Below are 15,780 nucleotides of genomic sequence, written 5' to 3'. Positions count from 1 at the left end.
CCGGCTTCATGCCGACCGCCGGAATCCCCCGCTCGGCATAGTCGCGCAGCAGCGCGCAGGTCACCGCGGTCTTGCCGATTTCGGTATCGGTTCCGGTGACGAAGACGCTCAGTGCGCCCGCTGGTTCACGCAACGCGCGCCTCCAGCAGGCTTGTCGCCAGCGCATCGACCAGCCCGTCCACCTGCTCGGTCGTGTGCGCCGCGGTCAGCGTCACCCGCAGCCGGGCGGCGCCCTCCGGCACCGTGGGCGGACGGATCGCGGTGACCAGAAACCCGCGGGCGAGCAGGTCGTCGGAGACGCGCAGCGCGACCGAATCGCGCCCCAGCACGATCGGCTGGATCGCCGTCGGGGAATCGGGCACCGGCAGGCCGGCCGATCGCAGCCGGGCATGCAGATGCGCGATCAGATTCCGGACCTGATCACGCCGCCAGGCTTCCTCCCGCGTGATCGCCAGCGCGGTCAGCGCGGCACGGGCCGTCATCGGTGCGAAGGCCGTGGAATAAATCTGCGAGCGGGCACGGTTTTCCAGGTAGTCGATCACCGCGGCGGGGCCGGCGACGAACGCGCCAGCGGTGCCCAGCGCCTTGCCCAGCGTGCCGACCAGCACCGGCAACTCGTCCTGCGACAACTCGTCCGCGACGCCCCGCCCCCGCGGGCCCAGCACGCCGACACCGTGGGCATCATCGACATACAGCAGCGCATCGGCCCGACGCGCCTCGATCGCCAGTTCGCGCACCGGCGCGATGTCGCCATCCATCGAGAACACCGCATCGGTGACCAGTGCCCTGACCCCTTCGCAGGGCGCGGCCAGCGCATCGCGGGCGGCACCGACATCCACATGCGCATAGATGCGCTTGTCCGCGCCGGACAGCCGCACACCGTCGATCAGCGAGGCGTGGTTCAGCGCATCGCAGGCCACCAGGTCGCCCCGCTGCAAAAGCGCATCGACAATGCCGACGTTGGCGGAAAATCCGGTCGGGAACAGCAGCACGCGGTCGCGCTCCAGCCAGTCGGCCAGCGCCTCTTCCAGTTCGGCATGGGCCGGCGAATACCCGGTGACCAGCGCGGAGGCCGCGGAACCCGGCACATCCAGTCCGCGCAATAGTCGGGAATCCTGCGCCAGGCCCAGGTAGTCGTTGCTGCAGAAATTGACGCAGTCACGCCCGGCGACCCGCGCCAGACCCGGCCCCGCCGGCTCGACGACCCGACGCTGGCGAAACCGGTCGCGCTGGCGCAGAGACTCCAGCGTGGACGCGATCCGGCGGTTCAGGCCGCCTGACACGTCCGGCGGTCCTCGGCAGCCTTGGCGCCTTCCGGCTCGATGCCCAGTCGCTCGAACAGCGCGCGATCGTGCTCGGTCACCGGGTTACCGGTGGTCAGCAGTTCCTCGCCGTAGAAGATGGAATTCGCGCCGGCCAGGAAACAAAGCGCCTGCATGGCGTCGTCCATCGCCTCGCGCCCGGCCGACAGCCGCACGTGGGAGGCTGGCATCAGAATGCGGGCCACCGCGATGGTGCGAACGAATTCGAAAGGATCCACCGGATCGGCATCGGCCATCGGCGTGCCGGGTACGGCGACGAGCTGATTGATCGGTACCGATTCGGGATGCGTGGGCAGATTGGACAGCGTGCGCAGCAGGCCGACACGGTCGGCGCGCGTATCGCCAATCCCCACGATGCCGCCACAGCACACCTTCATTCCCGACTTGCGCACGTTGTCCAGCGTGTTCAGCCGGTCCTCGTATGTCCGCGTGCCGATGATTTCTCCGTAATGTTCCTCGGAGGTATCGAGATTGTGGTTGTAGTAGTCCAGCCCCGCGTCGGCCAGCCGTTCGGCCTGCGATTCGGTCAGCATGCCCAGCGTCATGCAGGTTTCCAGTCCCTGCGCGCGCACGGCGTCGATCATGCCGATCAGCGTGTCGATGTCGCGATCCTTGGGGCTGCGCCAGGCCGCGCCCATGCAGAACCGCGTCGCCCCGGCCTCCTTGGCCGTGCGCGCCGCCTGCTCGACCTGCTGCACCGCCATCAGCGCCTCGGTCTTCAGACCGGTGTCGTAGCGCACGCTTTGCGGACAGTACTTGCAGTCCTCGGGGCAGGCCCCGGTCTTGATCGACAGCAGCGTCGAGAGCTGCACGGTGTTGGCGTCGAAGTGCTCGCGGTGCACGGTTTGCGCCCGGTGCATCAAATCCGCGAACGGCAGGGCGAACAGCGCGTTCACCTCTTCGGCCGTCCAGTCGTGACGAAGCTCGCTCATGCAGAGAATCCTGGCAGGTGGATACCGCTAGGCTCGCGAGGCCGCAACCGCCTGTCAACCAGAAAATGCCGATTCGGTTGACGGAAATCTTCCATCGCTGGCTCGCACCCGGCTGCGCGGGCTGCGGTGGGCCAAGTCCGGTGGGCCTGTACTGCCAGCCCTGCCTGGATGCGTTGCCCACCAACGACCATGCCTGCATCCGCTGTGCTGAACCGCTGCCGCCCTCGGCCCCGAAGCCCGCGCTTTGCGCTCATTGCCTGACCCGCTGGCCGGCCTTCGACGGCGTGTACGCGCCGCTGCTGTACGAGGCCCCGGTGGATGCCTGCGTGCAGGTTCTGAAGTACCGGCACGATCTGGGCGCGGCGCGGCGCCTGGCCACCCTGCTTCATCACACCCTGCCCGAACTGCCAGCGCCGGACCGGGTCATCCCGGTGCCACTGCATGCCAGCCGGCTGCGCGAACGCGGGTTCAATCAGGCCCTGGAAATCGCCCGGCCGCTGTGCCGGTGGAGAGGCTGGCCGCTGGCACCCGCCTGGGTCGAGCGAACCCGGGCCACTCCGTCACAGTTGCACCTGTCGGCCGAGGATCGCCGCCGTAACCTGCGTCAGGCGTTTACCGTTCGAAGGCCGGTGCAAGACGAGGCGATTCTGGTCATCGATGATGTCGTCACCACCGGCGCAACCACGTCGGCGCTGGCCAAGGCGCTCTTCCGGGCCGGCGCGGCCTCCGTGCACGTACTCGCGGCGGCGCGAACACCGTTCGACCACGCACCGGGCCGGTCACGGCCCGGTGCGCCTACCCCGTCTACCAGTCGAAATCGAAGTTGATCCGACCCATCACCGCCTGCATGTCCGGGAAGATCTCGCGGCCGGCGAGCTGCCCCGGCGCATTGGCCGGGTCGTCGCCATTCTGCTCGTAGTACTCCAGGGCGAAGCGCAGCGAGGTGCCGTCCCAGATCCGGGTTTCGTATTCAGCGCCCACCGTGATGCCGGTGAAGCTGCCCTGGCGGTAGTCGGCGGTGTACTCGGTCGGCAGCGGCTGATCATCGCGCAGGAACGGGGTGTAGAAATCCACCGCCGACTGATCGTAGTAGCGCAGATGCGGCGTGATCGCGTGATGATCGCCCAGCGCCCAGCGATACCGCAGGTCCAGCGTATGCGAGCTCATGCCCCAGTCGTCCGTCTGGAAGCGATAAGACGCATCCAGCACGTCGGAGCCGAACAGCATGTGCTTGAGCCGGAAGAACAGGCCCTGCTTCACGCGGCTGTCCGGACGTGATTCGTGAATATGCCGCTCCGCCTCGCCGATCCCGTTGCCCACCGAGTTGTCGGTGTCCACGACGCTGACGACCTTGAACGGATCGGTGTGATAGCCGTCGGATTGCGACAGCGTGACGTTGAACTGCGCCACGGTGTTCACGCCCAGCACCTGGGTGTAACCCAGCAGCAGGTCCAGCGTGTCCTTGCTCTCGTCGCCGCCGCGCCGGGTCTCGTCGAAGGACGTCTCGGTGCAGCCGGAGCTGGCGCTGGCGCCGAACAGGCAGCTGCCCGCCACCGGCACCCCGCCCTCCGGCTCGATCGTGTCGGCGGCGTAGCCCAGGCCGAAGGACAGCGTGGCGTTGTTCTTGGCGAAGTCGTAGGCGTAGCCGGTGTTCACCCCCAGCGACAGATAGTCGTATTCGCTGGAGACGTTGAAGCCCAGCGTGCCGGTGCCGCCGAACGCCGGCTGCGCCCAGTTGCCGGACACGGCGATGCGCGAGTCGCGGAAGGTATCGTCCAGCGGAATCTCGCCGGGCGCGGTCGTGTAGCTGCCCTCACCCGACGGCCGCGTGTATGTCTGCGGCATGGACGATGGCACGGCCCCGCTGGGCGAGGCGCCGGTCAGCGCGTCGTAGACCAGCTTGGCGGACAGCGAACGATCGTTGGTGAACTGCCGGGTGGCGGAAATCACGGGCTCCACCGCGGAGACACGGTCGGTCTCGCTGTAGAACAGGATGGCGGAGTCGATGGACCACTCGCCCGGCTCCGCGGCGTGCAGCAGCCCGGGCAGGCTGAGACAAAGCGCCGCCGCTGACGCACCCGCCGGCCGCCAGCGCCTGGGCGCGGCCTTGGGCCCGGTCTCCAGCAGCGTGTCGGTCGCCGCCGTCAACGCCTCAACAATCGTCTGATGCTTCATCTTCAACCCCTCAGAACCTGCGGGCGCCGTGTCGCCCGATGAAATGCCGTCAGTTACAGCCGCAGCCGCCGCCGCCAAAGCCGCGCCCGCCACTGGCGGACTCCTTCGAGAAATAGATGTGCTCGTCCAAGCCGGTCGTGACCGCGTCACCATCCAGCGCCATCTCGGGTTTCGCGAGCGTGTCGCGCTCCCAGGGCTGAACGGTCACGCAGCCGACCTGACCGGCAAGGCAGACCAGCACGCCGCCGATACGCAGCGCGGGGCCGATGTGTGCAATCAACGTCATTGACTCAACTCCGAGACTTGAACCGTGTTCAGTGCCTGGCGAACCTGCGATTCCAGTTCCGCCTTGTCGCTCTCGCGAAATCCGGTGTGGGAGAACAGCACCTGGCCGTTGCGACCGAGGATGTAGGAACTCGGCATGCCCTTGAGGCCGTATTGCTCGGCCAGCTTGCCGTCGGGATCGAAGCGCACCTCGAATCCGGGCGCCGCTCGCTCCAGAAACTGGTGGGCGGCGTGGCTGTCACTGTCGACGTTCACCGCGACGACCGCCAGCCCGTCCGGACCGAAGCGGTGCTGCAGCGTCGTCATCCATGGAAAACTCGCCTTGCAGGGCGTGCACCAGGAGGCCCAGAAATCGAGGTAGACCACCTGACCGCGAAACTCCGCGGGGTCGAACACCTCGCTGATGCGATCACCGGCGCTGGCGGCCGACGCAACCAGCGTCATGGCGACCATCGAAAACAACGCGGAACGAAATTTCAGGGCTTGCATGTCAAGGTCCTCCGGGACGATGACGGGCAAGCTAGCAACCCCCATGTCGACGCAACGTCGACGTTCGACACGGCAAGCTCGTGGTCCTGAATCCACCACCAAGGAGGGGAGCAAGGCCGTCCGACGCCGCCTCCCGTATGCTCAGCCGATGCGAATCCTGCTCATAGAAGACGATGTCGATCTGGCCGCGAATACCGCGGACTACCTGGAAGCGATGGGCCACACCGTGGACTGCGCCGATCGGGTTCGGCAGGTACCCGGCCTGCTGGAGCAGACACAGCCGGAATTGGTCATTCTCGACCTCATGCTCCCGGACGGCGACGGCATCAGCGTCGCGCAGTCCATCCGTCAAAGCGCCGCCGGCAATCTGCCAATCCTGATGCTCACCGCGCGCGACACCGAGAGTGACAAGCTGAGGGGCTTCAGCGCCGGCGCCGACGACTACCTGATCAAGCCGTTCTCCCTGCCGGAACTGGCCGCGCGGGTGGCCGCGCGGGTGGCGGCGCTGGAGCGGCGGGCCCATGGCGCCTCCGTCAGCCGCAGCCTCCAGGTCGCCGACCTGCATCTGGACCTGGACGCTGGCACGCTGCGGCGCGGCGCGACACCCATCCACCTCAAGCCCGCCGCGTTCCGGTTGCTGGCGCATCTGATGGCCAACACCCACCGCGTCGTGCCCCGCGCCGAGCTGGAGTCACTGCTGTGGGGTGACTCGCCGCCGGACAGCGACCTGCTGCGCACCCACATTCACGCCATCCGCAAGGAAGTGGACACGGCCGGCCGCGAGCCGCTGGTGCACACCTCGCGCGGCGTCGGCTATCGCGTCGGCGAGGCCTGAGCGGCCCGGCCCCGGTTCGTCGCATGCGGCTGCACACGGAAATCCTGCTCTCGATGCTCGGCCTGGGCGCCGTGCTGCTCGTCGTGCTGGGTTCGTCTCTGCTGATCTACTCCGAACGCCTCGAGAACGATTTGCTGTCGAATACCGTGAACGACGAGATCGAGTTCCTGCTGCAACAGCTCAGAACCTCGGTGAACCCCGTGTTGCCGGAAACCGATTCGCTCAAGATCTGGATCGACGCGGAAGATTTCGTCTACGCCCCCGCGCCGTTTCACGATCTCGCGCTGGGTGAACATCACGATGTGACGTATCTGGGCAAGCGCTGGCACATCCTGCGGCGCGACTCCCCCTATGGCCTGCTCACGGCCGCGGTCGATGTCTCGCGCATCGAGGCCCGCGAACATCAGATGCGGGTGCTGCTGGCGCTGACCGCCATCGGCGTCGCGGCGCTGGGCGGGCTGATGGCGGTCTGGCTGTCACGCCGCCTGGCGGCGCCCGTCGCTGCCCTGGCCGGTTCCGTGGACAAGCTCGATCCCCGCCACGCCGAGGCGCTGCATGCCCGTTTCGGCGTCGGCGAACTGGGGACCATCGCCGAGGCCATCGACGGTCTGGTGGAACGGGTGAGACGGATGCTGGAACGCGAGCGATTCTTCACCGCCGCGGTCAGTCACGAAATCCGGACACCGCTGGCGGTGATCCAGTCGTCGCTGGACCTCGCCCAGATTCAGCAACCCGACACCGCATCCAGCCCCGCGATCGCCCGCGCCCAGCGCGCCAGCCAGGGGCTGGGCGATCTGCTCGACAGCCTGTTGTTCCTGGCACGCGAGGACAGCATGCCGACCACGCGGCCCACGGATGTCGCGACCGAGGCGCACGAGGTCATGGCCTTGCTGGAAACCCGCATGCAGGGCGTCGACACCGCGGTGATTGAACAGGCGCCGTGCACGATCGAGGCCGCGCCCAGCCATGTCCGCACCGTGCTGATGAACCTGCTGCGCAACGCCCGACAGCACACGAGCAGCGGCCGGATCACCGTGGAAGTGGACGCCAGCGGCGTGAGCGTCTGCGACACCGGCACGGGCCTGCCCGCCGGCGATTTCGACGAATTGCTCAAGCCCTACGTATCCAGCGACGAGGCGACCACGCAGGAACCCCGCTTCGGGGTCGGCCTTTATATCGTCTCCAGAATCTGCGCCCACTACGGCTGGCGCCTCAGCGCGCAGAACCAGACCCCGATCGGCACCCGTGTTCGTATCGACTTTCCGCCGGGCGACTCCGCCCCCGATCAGACAGCCACCCATGCCTCCTAGATCAGCAACACGCCGGTTCACCCGCCCGCTCCGTCTCTGGCTCGCGCTTTGCGCCTGCCTGCTCGTCGGCACGGCCACGGCCGGCCCCGAACAAACCATGTCGATTGACGATTTCTCGCTGGACGACCACACCGGCGAGGTGATTTATCTCGACTTCTGGGCATCCTGGTGCGAGCCCTGCAAGGCCAGCTTCCGCTGGATGAGCGCCATGCAGCACAAGTACGCCGATCACGGCCTGCGCGTGGTCGCGGTCAACGTGGACAACGACGAGGCGGCCGCGCGCCGGTTCCTGCGCGAGAACGAATCGCGCTTTCTCGTCGTGCTCGACCCGGACGGCAGGATGGCCGAGCGCTACGCCCTGATGGGCATGCCCAGCAGCTATCTGCTGGGCCGTGACGGCGAAGTCCGGCTGTCCCATCGCGGCTTCCTGGAACGGGACACCCCGGTGCTGGAATCCCAGATCCGCGCCGCACTGAACGCCGCCGAGTGACGGGCGCGCCGCGTGGCTGATTTCACTCTGAAGCCGCGGGATGGCGGGCTCTGGCAGGGACTGTTCCACGCCATGGCCAGCCCCTGCGAGGTGCTGATCGACGGCAACGACCGCAAGCTCGCGGCCCGCGTCAGCCGTCTGGTCGTCGACGAGGCCAAGCGCATCGAGGCGCTCTGGAGCCGCTACCTGCGCGGCAACATCATCGACCGCATCAACACCGCCAACGGCGCGGCGGTGCGCGTGGACGAGGAAACCGCGGACATGCTCGACTACGCCGCCCGCCTGTGGACACTGTCAGACGGACGTTTCGACGTCACCGCTGGCGTGCTCCGCCGCGTCTGGCGCTTCGACGGTTCAGACCGGCTCCCGACCGCCGAGGCCGTGGACGCGATTCGCGCGCTGATCGGCTGGGAACGCGTCGAGTGGACCCGGCCCAGACTGCGGCTGGCGCCGGGCATGGAACTGGACTTCGGCGGCATCGGCAAGGAATACGCGGTGGATCGTGCCCTGCGCCGCGTTCGCGACGTGACCGATGTGCCGGTGCTGATCAACTTCGGCGGCGACCTGGTCTGCGACCGCCCGAGAACCAGCGGCGGGGCCTGGCAACTGGGCATCGAGTCCATTGGCGCCGACGCCGCGATCCCGCAGATCGCATTGACGCAAGGCGGGGTCGCGACATCGGGCGATGCGCGTCGCTACCTGCTGCGCGATGGCGTGCGCTACGGCCACATCCTCGACGCCACCACCGGATGGCCCGTCCCCGACGCGCCGCATGCCGTCACCGTGACCGCGAAACACTGCACATTGGCGGGCATGCTCTCGACCCTGGCGATGCTGCAGGGCTCCGATGCCGAGGCGTTCCTGAATGCGCAGGGCGTGCGCTACCACGTGCAGCGCGACGGTCCCGCATCGGCCACCTGATGGCCTCCCATAGCGGGTCGCGGATACTTCGGGCCCGTCCCGAACCCACGCTTGCCGTGCCCCAGCCCCGTTCGCGCGCCCGACGACCTGACCGATGACCAGTCTCGGACCTTTTCCGATCTGGGCCGTGGTGCTCGTCGCCGCCCTGATTCCCGCCTGGCTCGCGGCCCGCCTGTCAGCGCGCGGTCGTCCGGATGTCCAGCCGCGCGTCGTCAGCGGCACCCTGTTCGATGCCCTGTTGCTGGGTCTGCTGGCCGCCCGGGCCGGCTATGTGCTGCGCTGGTGGTCGGAGTACGCGGAGGCACCGATGGCGATCCTCGCCATTGGCGACCGTGGCTTCGCGATGTGGAGCGGCCTGCTCGTCGCCCTCGGCTGGATGCTCTGGAAGACCCGCCTCCGGCCTGCCGCACGCCGCCCCGTCCTGCTGGGCGCCGGCGTCGGTCTGCTCGCGTGGGGCGCGATGACCGGAGCGCTGGCGCTCATCCAACCTGGCGCTACGCCGATGCCGACCATCCCCGTGGTCACGCTGGACGGCAAAGCGACCCGGCTGGACACCGAACGGAGCGGACCGACCGTACTCAATCTGTGGGCGACCTGGTGTCCGCCCTGCATCCGCGAGATGCCGGCGCTGGCCGACGCGCAAGCCCGGTATCCGGAGGTAACCTTCCTGTTCGTCAACCAGGGAGAGGACGCCGGGTCCATCCGGCGCTTCCTGGACCGGCGCGACCTGGCGCTGGACCACGTCCTTCTCGATCCCGGGTCCGGCGCGATGCGGGCACTCGGCGCCCGGGCACTGCCGACCACATTCTTTATCGACGCCGACGGCCAGTTGGTCGACCAGCACATGGGCGAACTCACCCGCGCGCGTCTGGCGGACATCCTCCACCGGCGTCTTGACGCCCGGCCACGCCCGTCATCCTGAGCGACGCGGCCCCGCCGCCGGAATCCAGCGATTAGATGTAGTGACGCAAGCCGGCGGGCACATCGCCCGCGGTCACCGGGGTAACACCCGCCGGCAGCCCGTGCGCATTGAAGGTGTGCCAGAACAACGCGGTCTGGCCGGCGAGCGCGCCGCTGTCCAGGTCGTGGAACAACCCGGCCAGCGCCTTGCCGGAGTAGGCGGTGTCCGCCCGCGCGCCGCTGGCGGCCTGAAAGCGATCGATGGCGACCTTGGTCGCCGATGTCGGCCGCGCGTATTCCTTGCCGAAGAACTCCGTGCGCACGTCGATCCGGCCCAGCGCTCGCGCACAGGCGGCGCGCGAGAAGGCCGCATCCATCGGCTCGAAGCGGCGGCGGGTTTTCTCCACCAGCGCGGCCAGCTTGGCCGGTGTCGCCATCGCCGTGTCGACCACCTGCACCGCGGCGATCCGCGTCTTCATCCCGGCCAGCACCAGACCCAGCGCCAGACCGGCGACGGTGCCCATGCTGCTGTAGGCGACATAGAGGCGATCCGGCTCCGGCAGCAGGCCGGCGGCGACCTGATCACGCAGCTCGTAGGCCGCGTTGATGAAGCCCAGCACGCCGATCGGCGAGGAGCCGCCCGGCGAAATCCAGTACGGCCAGCGGCCCTGCGTCACCAGCAGGCTGGCGCTGTGAGCGATGGCCGCGATGGCGATCCGCGTGGTGCTCGGCGCCGTTCGCAGCGTCGCACCCGCCGCCAGACTCACCGACAGGTTGTCGGCGATGTAGACGGCGTTGACCTGCGGCAGCAGGAATCCGGTCGTGTGCAACCCGAGCTTGTGCCCATGCCAGGCTGTCGCGGCAACGAAATTCGAGCCGGCATAGCCGAATGCCACCAGCTCGCGCCGACCACGCTCGCGCGCATCGGCCAGCAGGAAATCCAGCTTGCGGATCTTGTTGCCGCCATAGTCCGCCGCGGTGAGGTCATCCCGCTTGAGAAACACACCCGGAAGATCGCCCAGCGGCTCCACCGGCGTCTGGCCCTGAAGCAAACCGGCGCGTGGCATCGCCGCCAGCCCCGGGTGAGCGTCGAAGATCGGATACAGCGCGGAATCAGCCATCCGGTTACCGGTGATGTCAGCGGGAAGTTAAGGAAGCACTGATTTATTCACGCCACCAAGACGGAGCCGGTTTTCAGGCGGCAACTTAGCGGTGTGAATAAATCAGTGCTTCCTTAAGTCTGCGTCAGCGCGCGCGATACACCAACCACACCGCATGGATCCCCGATGCAGCAGGCGGGACCGATCGCCTGTCCAAGCAGGCATGAAGACACCTCGCGCACCTTGGGCCACCGGCCTGCGGTTCGAGATCGGCACCGACGGCCGCGTCGCCAGACTGCACAGCGGAATGGGCCCGTCGTTGCGCTATGTCGAAGGCTGCTCCTGAGCTGTATTTACCAGTGACGGTCAGTTTCATCACGATGAACTGAAACAATGGGCTGACACACTACGGGGCTTCGCCCACCTCCCGACCACCATGAGCAAGCCCGACCTTCGCTACCTCCAGGCACTGCAGGAGCAGCGCTTTCGCATCACCCGACGCTCGCTGCTCCAGACCCTGGGCCTGGTGGGCGTGGCTCCGGCGCTCACCCACTGCGGCTCCAGCGACGGCGGCCCGAACAACGGCGACGGCGGCATCCCGCCCACCGATGTCGTGGTCAGCTTCCAGCACGGCGTCGCATCCGGCGACCCCCATGACGATTCCGTCGTGCTGTGGACCCGGGTGACACCGGAAACCGAAGGTCCGGTCGCGGTGAGCTGGCGCATCGCCCGTGATGAGGCGATGACCGATCTGGTCAGCGCCGACACATTCCTGACCAACGCCGATCGCGACTACACGGTCAAGGTGGAGGCCGGCGGGCTCGAACCGTTCACCCAGTACTGGTACCAGTTCCAGGTCGGCGACGTGGTCTCGCCGGTGGGCCGGACCAAGACCGCGCCGGCCGGGGACGCATCGCTGGATCAGGTCCGCTTCGCGTTCACCTCCTGCGCGCTGTACGCAATGGGTTACTTCAACGCGTACCGAGGTCTGGCCAACCGCGACGACATCGATGTCGTGTTCGCGCTGGGCGACTACATCTACGAATACGGTGGCAGCGACCCGCTGGCCATCCCGTTCGCGCTGGGCCGGGCCATGCTGCCGGACCACGAGATCGTGACGCTGGAGGACTATCGGACCCGTCACGCCCAGTACAAGACCGACCCCGATCTCCAGGCCGCGCACGCCGCGCATCCGTGGATTTGCACCTGGGACGATCACGAAACCACGAACAACAGCCACACCACCGGCGCCGACAACCACACCGAAGGTGAGGAAGGCACCTGGACCCAGCGCAAGCATGACGCGATCCAGGCCTATTTCGAGTGGCTGCCGGTGCGTGAAGCCGTCAATCCGAACCGGCATCCGGACCAGCATCTTTACCGCAACATCCGCTATGGCGATCTGGTGGAATTCTTCGTGCTGGACACCCGCCTGGAAGGCCGCGACCCGCAGCCGGCGGATGCCGAGGAAGCCGCCGATCCGGCGCGCCACATGATCAGCCCGACACAGGAAGCCTGGCTGCTCGACGGACTGCGGACCACGCCGGCCAAGTGGAAGATCCTCGCCCAGCAGACGATGATCTCGCAGCTCAACATCGCACCTGGATCACCGTTCTCCCTCGATCCCTGGGACGGCTATGTCGCCCAGCGCAACCGCCTGTTCGACGCCTTCGCCAGCGACGACATCGACAATGTCATCGTCATCACCGGCGACATTCACACCGCGTTCTGCACCGAGCTGACCAAGGACCCGGACGACCGCGACGCCTATACGCCCGGCGAGCGGGGCTCGGTGGGCGTGGAGTTCGTCTGCCCGTCAATCACCACGCAGGGTTTTCCGCCGGCGGTCATCAACCTGTTGCAGCCGTTCAACCGCCATATCCGCTACGCCGAAGGCGCGCTGGACACCGGCCACGGCTACGTCGTCGTCACCGCCACGCCGCAGACCTGCGATGCGGCGTGGATGTACGCGCTGTCGGTGCTCACACCGTTACAGGCGGAGCGTCCCGGTCCGGTCTGGGGCGTGGACGACGGCGATCCCCACGCCCGGCTGCGCAGCCTGTTCTAGACCGCGCCGTCAGGGCGACAGCGCGGTCAGGTCGAAGCCGATGGGCGCCCCCGGCCCCAGCGGCAGACCGAACAGAATCCAGCCCATCACCAGCAGCACGCCGGTGATCAGCATCCACACGGAGTACGGAATCATCATCGCCGTCAACGAACCGATGCCGAAGTCCTTCTGCCAGCGCTGGGCGAAGATCAGCACCAGCGGGAAATAGACCATCAGCGGCGAGATGATGTTGGTGGCCGCGTCACCAACGCGGTAGGTCGCCGTCGCGCCTTCCGGGCTGATGCCCAGCAACAGCAGCATCGGCACCAGCACCGGCGCCAGCAGCGCCCACTTGGCGCTGGCCGAGCCGACGAACAGGTTCAGAAAGGCCGCGAACAGCACGATCAGCCCCAGCGCGATCGGCAGCGGCAGGCCGCTGTGCTCGATCGCCCCGGCGCCGTGCACCGCGGTGATCAGCCCGAGATTCGACCAGTTGAACATCGCGACGAAATGCGCGGCGGCAAAGGCCAGCACCAGGTAGTAGCCCATGTCCTTCATCGCCTCGGACATCATCGCCACCAGATCACGGTGATTCCTGATCGTGCCGGCCGCGGCGCCGTAGGCCCAGCCGGCGGCGAGGAACAGCACGAAGAACCCGGCGACCAGCGAACGGAAGAACGGCGTGGCGGTGACATACCAGGGCTGACCGTCCACGGCCGCCTCGTCGTTGAGCAGCGGCGTGCCGGGGGCGAAGGTCATCACCAGCCACAACAGGCATACACCCAGAATCGCCAGGCCCGCCCAGCGCAGACCCTTGCGCTCGGCGTCGGTCAGCGGCGCATCCTCGTCACCATAGGCCGACTGATCGGGCGACGGCTTCCAGTGTCCCAGCCGAGGTTCGATGACGCGGTCGGTCACGTACCAGATCACCGGCAGGTAGATCACCATCAGCGCGGCGATGAAATACCAGTTGCCGGCGATGTTCATCGACCAGCCGGCATCAATTCGCGACGCCTCCATCGAGGCCTCGGTAATCCCGAACAGCAGCGCATCGAGCTGGCCCGGCGTGATGTTGGCCGAGAAGCCGCCCGACACCCCGGCGAACGCGGCCGCGATCCCGGCCATGGGATGCCGCCCCGCCGCCGCGAAGATGATCGCGGCCAGCGGAATCATCACCACGTAGCCGGCATCCGCGGCATGGTTCGACAGCATGGCGACAACAGCCACCACCGGCGTCAGCCAGGCCTTGGGCGCGTTGCGCACGGCCTGACGAATCCCGCTGGCGAACAGACCCGAGCGCTCGGCCACGCCGGCCCCGAGCATCACCACCAGCACGTAGCCCAGCGGATGGAAGTGCGTGAACGTCGCCGGCATCTGCACCCAGAGCTTCTGGATGTTCTCGGCCGACAGCAGGCTCTTGGCCTCGATCAGCAGCGGCGAGCCGTCGGCCAGCGTCTGCGTCGGATGCGCCGCGGTCACACCCACGAGCGCGCAGACCAGCGACACGCCGATCAGCCCCAGGATCAGATAGAAGAAGATGAAGACGGGGTCCGGCAAGCTGTTGCCAACCCGTTCGACATATCCGAGAAACCCCTTCTGCCCCGATGCGGCGTTGGCCTCACTCACCCGAAATCCCCTTTGAAACTGAACCAGTGCGATCAGGCATCAGATCGAATCTGGCCCCGGCAGGCAAGCCGGGGATGGGCGAAACCGCCCGGGTGTCCGCATTTGCGAAACCCGTGCCAGCGCGCGGGAGAGTGCCCCGGATGGCCGCGCCGGCGGCCGTTGCGACCGGGCGATCAGGCGTCAGCGACGAGCGCCCGGATCGCGTCCGGCCATTGGTGGCGATCCATGTGCGCGATGGCGGCCAGTCCATCCACGCGCCGCTCGATGATGCGCAGCGTGTCGCGAAACGCCTCCGCGGCAGCCTCGCCGTCCAGCCTGGACGGATCCTTCAGCCCCCAGTGGACCTTGATGGCCTGCCCGAACCACACCGGGCAGGACTCGCCGGCGGCCGAATCGCACAGCGTGATCACCACATCCGGCGCGAACGCCTCGAAGTCATCCCAGGACTGGCTCTTCAACCCGGTCGTGGAGATGCCCGCCTCCGCCAGGTGGACCAGCGTCAGCGGATGCACCTCGCCGGCCGGCTGGCTGCCGGCGCTGCGTGCCGTCAGCACATCACCCGCGCGGTGATTGGTGACGGCTTCCGACAGAATGCTGCGGCAGCGATTGTGCGTGCAGATGTAGAGAATCTTCATGACCGGGCCAGCCCTCGCTCGTACCAGGGTTTGGTGGCATTGACGATGCGCACCACCGACAACATGACCGGCACCTCGATCAGCACGCCGACCACCGTCGCCAGCGCCGCGCCGGATTCAAAACCGAACAGCGCGATGGCGGCCGCCACGGCCAGCTCGAAGAAATTGCTGGCGCCGATCAGCGCCGACGGCGCCGCCACGCAATGCGCCTCCCCGCTCCAGCGGTTGAGCAGGTAGGCCAGTCCGGAGTTGAAGTACACCTGAATCAGGATGGGCACGGCCAGCAACGCGATGACCAGCGGCTGGCGCACGATCTGCTCGCCCTGAAAGCCGAACAGCAACACCAGCGTGACCAGCAACGCGACCATGGACAGCGGCTGCAGCACCTGGAGCAAGGCCTGCAACCCCGCCTCGCCGCGCGCTGCCAGAACCCGCTTGCGAATCAACTGCGCGAGGATCACCGGCACGACAATGTAAAGCCCCACCGACAGCAGCAGCGTGTCCCAGGGCACGGTGATCGACGCCAGCCCCAGCAGCAGACCGACGATGGGCGCGAACGCGAACACCATGATCACGTCGTTGAGCGCCACCTGGCTGAGCGTGAAGTGCGGCTCCCCGTCGGAGAGATTGCTCCATACGAACACCATCGCCGTGCAGGGCGCCGCCGCCAGCAGGATCAGCCCGGCGATGTACGAGTCGATCTGGTCGGCGGG

Annotated in this window: 17 protein-coding genes; 8 read left to right on the top strand and 9 right to left on the bottom strand. The window is 67.5% G+C overall.

Annotation, left to right across the window (positions count from 1 at the left end; translation table 11 throughout):
- Positions 1–125: 125 nt before the first annotated feature.
- The gene (locus ABNS06_RS15700) at positions 126–1,283 is read right to left on the bottom strand and encodes an 8-amino-7-oxononanoate synthase (RefSeq protein ID WP_348675543.1); all 1,158 of its coding nucleotides are present in this window, start codon (positions 1,281–1,283) and stop codon (positions 126–128) included.
- The gene (gene bioB / locus ABNS06_RS15695) at positions 1,268–2,254 is read right to left on the bottom strand and encodes a biotin synthase BioB (RefSeq protein ID WP_348675542.1); all 987 of its coding nucleotides are present in this window, start codon (positions 2,252–2,254) and stop codon (positions 1,268–1,270) included. Before bioB ends, ABNS06_RS15700 begins: the two co-directional genes overlap by 16 nt.
- Before the next feature lie 77 nt (positions 2,255–2,331).
- On the opposite strand from bioB, the gene ABNS06_RS15690 reads away from it, so the two are divergent.
- Positions 2,332–3,081: a ComF family protein gene (locus tag ABNS06_RS15690; RefSeq protein ID WP_348675541.1), complete on the top strand. Its 750-nt coding sequence runs from the start codon at positions 2,332–2,334 to the stop codon at positions 3,079–3,081.
- Here the strand turns inward: ABNS06_RS15690 and ABNS06_RS15685 are convergent.
- Genes ABNS06_RS15685 through ABNS06_RS15675 form a run of 3 tightly spaced genes read right to left on the bottom strand, consistent with a single transcriptional unit; the run spans position 3,059 to position 5,203 of the window.
- Complete coding sequence (locus ABNS06_RS15685) at positions 3,059–4,429, bottom strand: DUF3570 domain-containing protein (protein ID WP_348675539.1); 1,371 nt, start codon at positions 4,427–4,429, stop codon at positions 3,059–3,061. The two genes, ABNS06_RS15690 and ABNS06_RS15685, sit on opposite strands and share 23 nt — an antisense overlap.
- Positions 4,430–4,478: 49 nt before the next feature.
- Positions 4,479–4,715: a DUF4266 domain-containing protein gene (locus ABNS06_RS15680; protein ID WP_348675538.1), complete on the bottom strand. Its 237-nt coding sequence runs from the start codon at positions 4,713–4,715 to the stop codon at positions 4,479–4,481.
- Entirely contained in the window at positions 4,712–5,203 is a 492-nt protein-coding gene (locus ABNS06_RS15675; RefSeq protein WP_348675537.1) for a TlpA disulfide reductase family protein, read from the bottom strand. Before ABNS06_RS15675 ends, ABNS06_RS15680 begins: the two co-directional genes overlap by 4 nt.
- A gap of 148 nt (positions 5,204–5,351) precedes the next feature.
- Here ABNS06_RS15675 and ABNS06_RS15670 point away from each other — a divergent pair, with 148 nt between their 5' ends.
- From ABNS06_RS15670 to ABNS06_RS15650, 5 genes are all read left to right on the top strand, one after another.
- Positions 5,352–6,038, top strand: coding sequence for a response regulator transcription factor (locus ABNS06_RS15670; protein ID WP_348675536.1), 687 nt, complete (start codon positions 5,352–5,354; stop codon positions 6,036–6,038).
- A gap of 23 nt (positions 6,039–6,061) precedes the next feature.
- The gene (locus ABNS06_RS15665) at positions 6,062–7,348 is read left to right on the top strand and encodes a HAMP domain-containing sensor histidine kinase (protein WP_348675535.1); all 1,287 of its coding nucleotides are present in this window, start codon (positions 6,062–6,064) and stop codon (positions 7,346–7,348) included.
- Positions 7,338–7,838, top strand: a complete 501-nt coding sequence (locus ABNS06_RS15660) for a TlpA disulfide reductase family protein (protein WP_348675534.1) — start codon at positions 7,338–7,340, stop codon at positions 7,836–7,838. The genes ABNS06_RS15665 and ABNS06_RS15660 overlap by 11 nt, the downstream gene beginning before the upstream one ends.
- Before the next feature lie 12 nt (positions 7,839–7,850).
- Positions 7,851–8,759 carry an FAD:protein FMN transferase gene (locus ABNS06_RS15655; RefSeq protein WP_348675533.1) on the top strand — a complete coding sequence of 303 codons (909 nt, stop codon included), beginning with the start codon at positions 7,851–7,853 and terminating at the stop codon, positions 8,757–8,759.
- A 94-nt stretch (positions 8,760–8,853) separates the two neighbouring features.
- Positions 8,854–9,681 carry a TlpA disulfide reductase family protein gene (locus tag ABNS06_RS15650; RefSeq protein WP_348675532.1) on the top strand — a complete coding sequence of 276 codons (828 nt, stop codon included), beginning with the start codon at positions 8,854–8,856 and terminating at the stop codon, positions 9,679–9,681.
- A 31-nt stretch (positions 9,682–9,712) separates the two neighbouring features.
- On the opposite strand, the gene ABNS06_RS15645 is transcribed toward ABNS06_RS15650, so the two are convergent.
- The gene (locus ABNS06_RS15645) at positions 9,713–10,780 is read right to left on the bottom strand and encodes a pyridoxal-phosphate dependent enzyme (protein ID WP_348675531.1); all 1,068 of its coding nucleotides are present in this window, start codon (positions 10,778–10,780) and stop codon (positions 9,713–9,715) included.
- Between the two features lie 202 nt (positions 10,781–10,982).
- Between ABNS06_RS15645 and ABNS06_RS15640 the strand changes: the two genes are divergently transcribed.
- Entirely contained in the window at positions 10,983–11,105 is a 123-nt protein-coding gene (locus ABNS06_RS15640; protein ID WP_348675530.1) for a hypothetical protein, read from the top strand.
- A gap of 90 nt (positions 11,106–11,195) precedes the next feature.
- On the top strand, positions 11,196–12,827 hold the full coding sequence (locus ABNS06_RS15635; RefSeq protein WP_348675529.1) for an alkaline phosphatase D family protein: 1,632 nt from the start codon (positions 11,196–11,198) through the stop codon (positions 12,825–12,827).
- 9 nt (positions 12,828–12,836) lie between these two features.
- Here the strand turns inward: ABNS06_RS15635 and ABNS06_RS15630 are convergent, their stop codons facing one another.
- From ABNS06_RS15630 to ABNS06_RS15620, 3 genes are all read right to left on the bottom strand, one after another.
- On the bottom strand, positions 12,837–14,432 hold the full coding sequence (locus tag ABNS06_RS15630; RefSeq protein WP_348675528.1) for an AbgT family transporter: 1,596 nt from the start codon (positions 14,430–14,432) through the stop codon (positions 12,837–12,839).
- A gap of 173 nt (positions 14,433–14,605) precedes the next feature.
- The gene (locus tag ABNS06_RS15625) at positions 14,606–15,067 is read right to left on the bottom strand and encodes an arsenate reductase ArsC (RefSeq protein ID WP_348675527.1); all 462 of its coding nucleotides are present in this window, start codon (positions 15,065–15,067) and stop codon (positions 14,606–14,608) included.
- A partial coding sequence (locus ABNS06_RS15620; RefSeq protein WP_348675526.1) for a bile acid:sodium symporter occupies positions 15,064–15,780 on the bottom strand: 717 nt, incomplete at its 5' end. The genes ABNS06_RS15620 and ABNS06_RS15625, both read right to left, overlap by 4 nt.

The sequence above is a fragment of the uncultured Abyssibacter sp. genome (assembly GCF_964000955.1).
GTDB lineage: Bacteria > Pseudomonadota > Gammaproteobacteria > Nevskiales > OUC007 > Abyssibacter.
This window is presented reverse-complemented; position numbering and strand designations above follow the sequence as displayed.

Coding starts and splice junctions, on each gene's coding strand:
- ABNS06_RS15650 (WP_348675532.1), top strand. CDS start 8,854: ATGACCAGTCTCGGACCTTTTCCGATCTGGGCCGTGGTGCTCGTCGCC.
- ABNS06_RS15680 (WP_348675538.1), bottom strand. CDS start 4,715: ATGACGTTGATTGCACACATCGGCCCCGCGCTGCGTATCGGCGGCGTG.
- ABNS06_RS15660 (WP_348675534.1), top strand. CDS start 7,338: ATGCCTCCTAGATCAGCAACACGCCGGTTCACCCGCCCGCTCCGTCTC.
- ABNS06_RS15665 (WP_348675535.1), top strand. CDS start 6,062: ATGCGGCTGCACACGGAAATCCTGCTCTCGATGCTCGGCCTGGGCGCC.
- bioB (WP_348675542.1), bottom strand. CDS start 2,254: ATGAGCGAGCTTCGTCACGACTGGACGGCCGAAGAGGTGAACGCGCTG.
- ABNS06_RS15675 (WP_348675537.1), bottom strand. CDS start 5,203: ATGCAAGCCCTGAAATTTCGTTCCGCGTTGTTTTCGATGGTCGCCATG.
- ABNS06_RS15640 (WP_348675530.1), top strand. CDS start 10,983: ATGAAGACACCTCGCGCACCTTGGGCCACCGGCCTGCGGTTCGAGATC.
- ABNS06_RS15670 (WP_348675536.1), top strand. CDS start 5,352: ATGCGAATCCTGCTCATAGAAGACGATGTCGATCTGGCCGCGAATACC.
- ABNS06_RS15645 (WP_348675531.1), bottom strand. CDS start 10,780: ATGGCTGATTCCGCGCTGTATCCGATCTTCGACGCTCACCCGGGGCTG.
- ABNS06_RS15685 (WP_348675539.1), bottom strand. CDS start 4,429: ATGAAGCATCAGACGATTGTTGAGGCGTTGACGGCGGCGACCGACACG.
- ABNS06_RS15625 (WP_348675527.1), bottom strand. CDS start 15,067: ATGAAGATTCTCTACATCTGCACGCACAATCGCTGCCGCAGCATTCTG.
- ABNS06_RS15635 (WP_348675529.1), top strand. CDS start 11,196: ATGAGCAAGCCCGACCTTCGCTACCTCCAGGCACTGCAGGAGCAGCGC.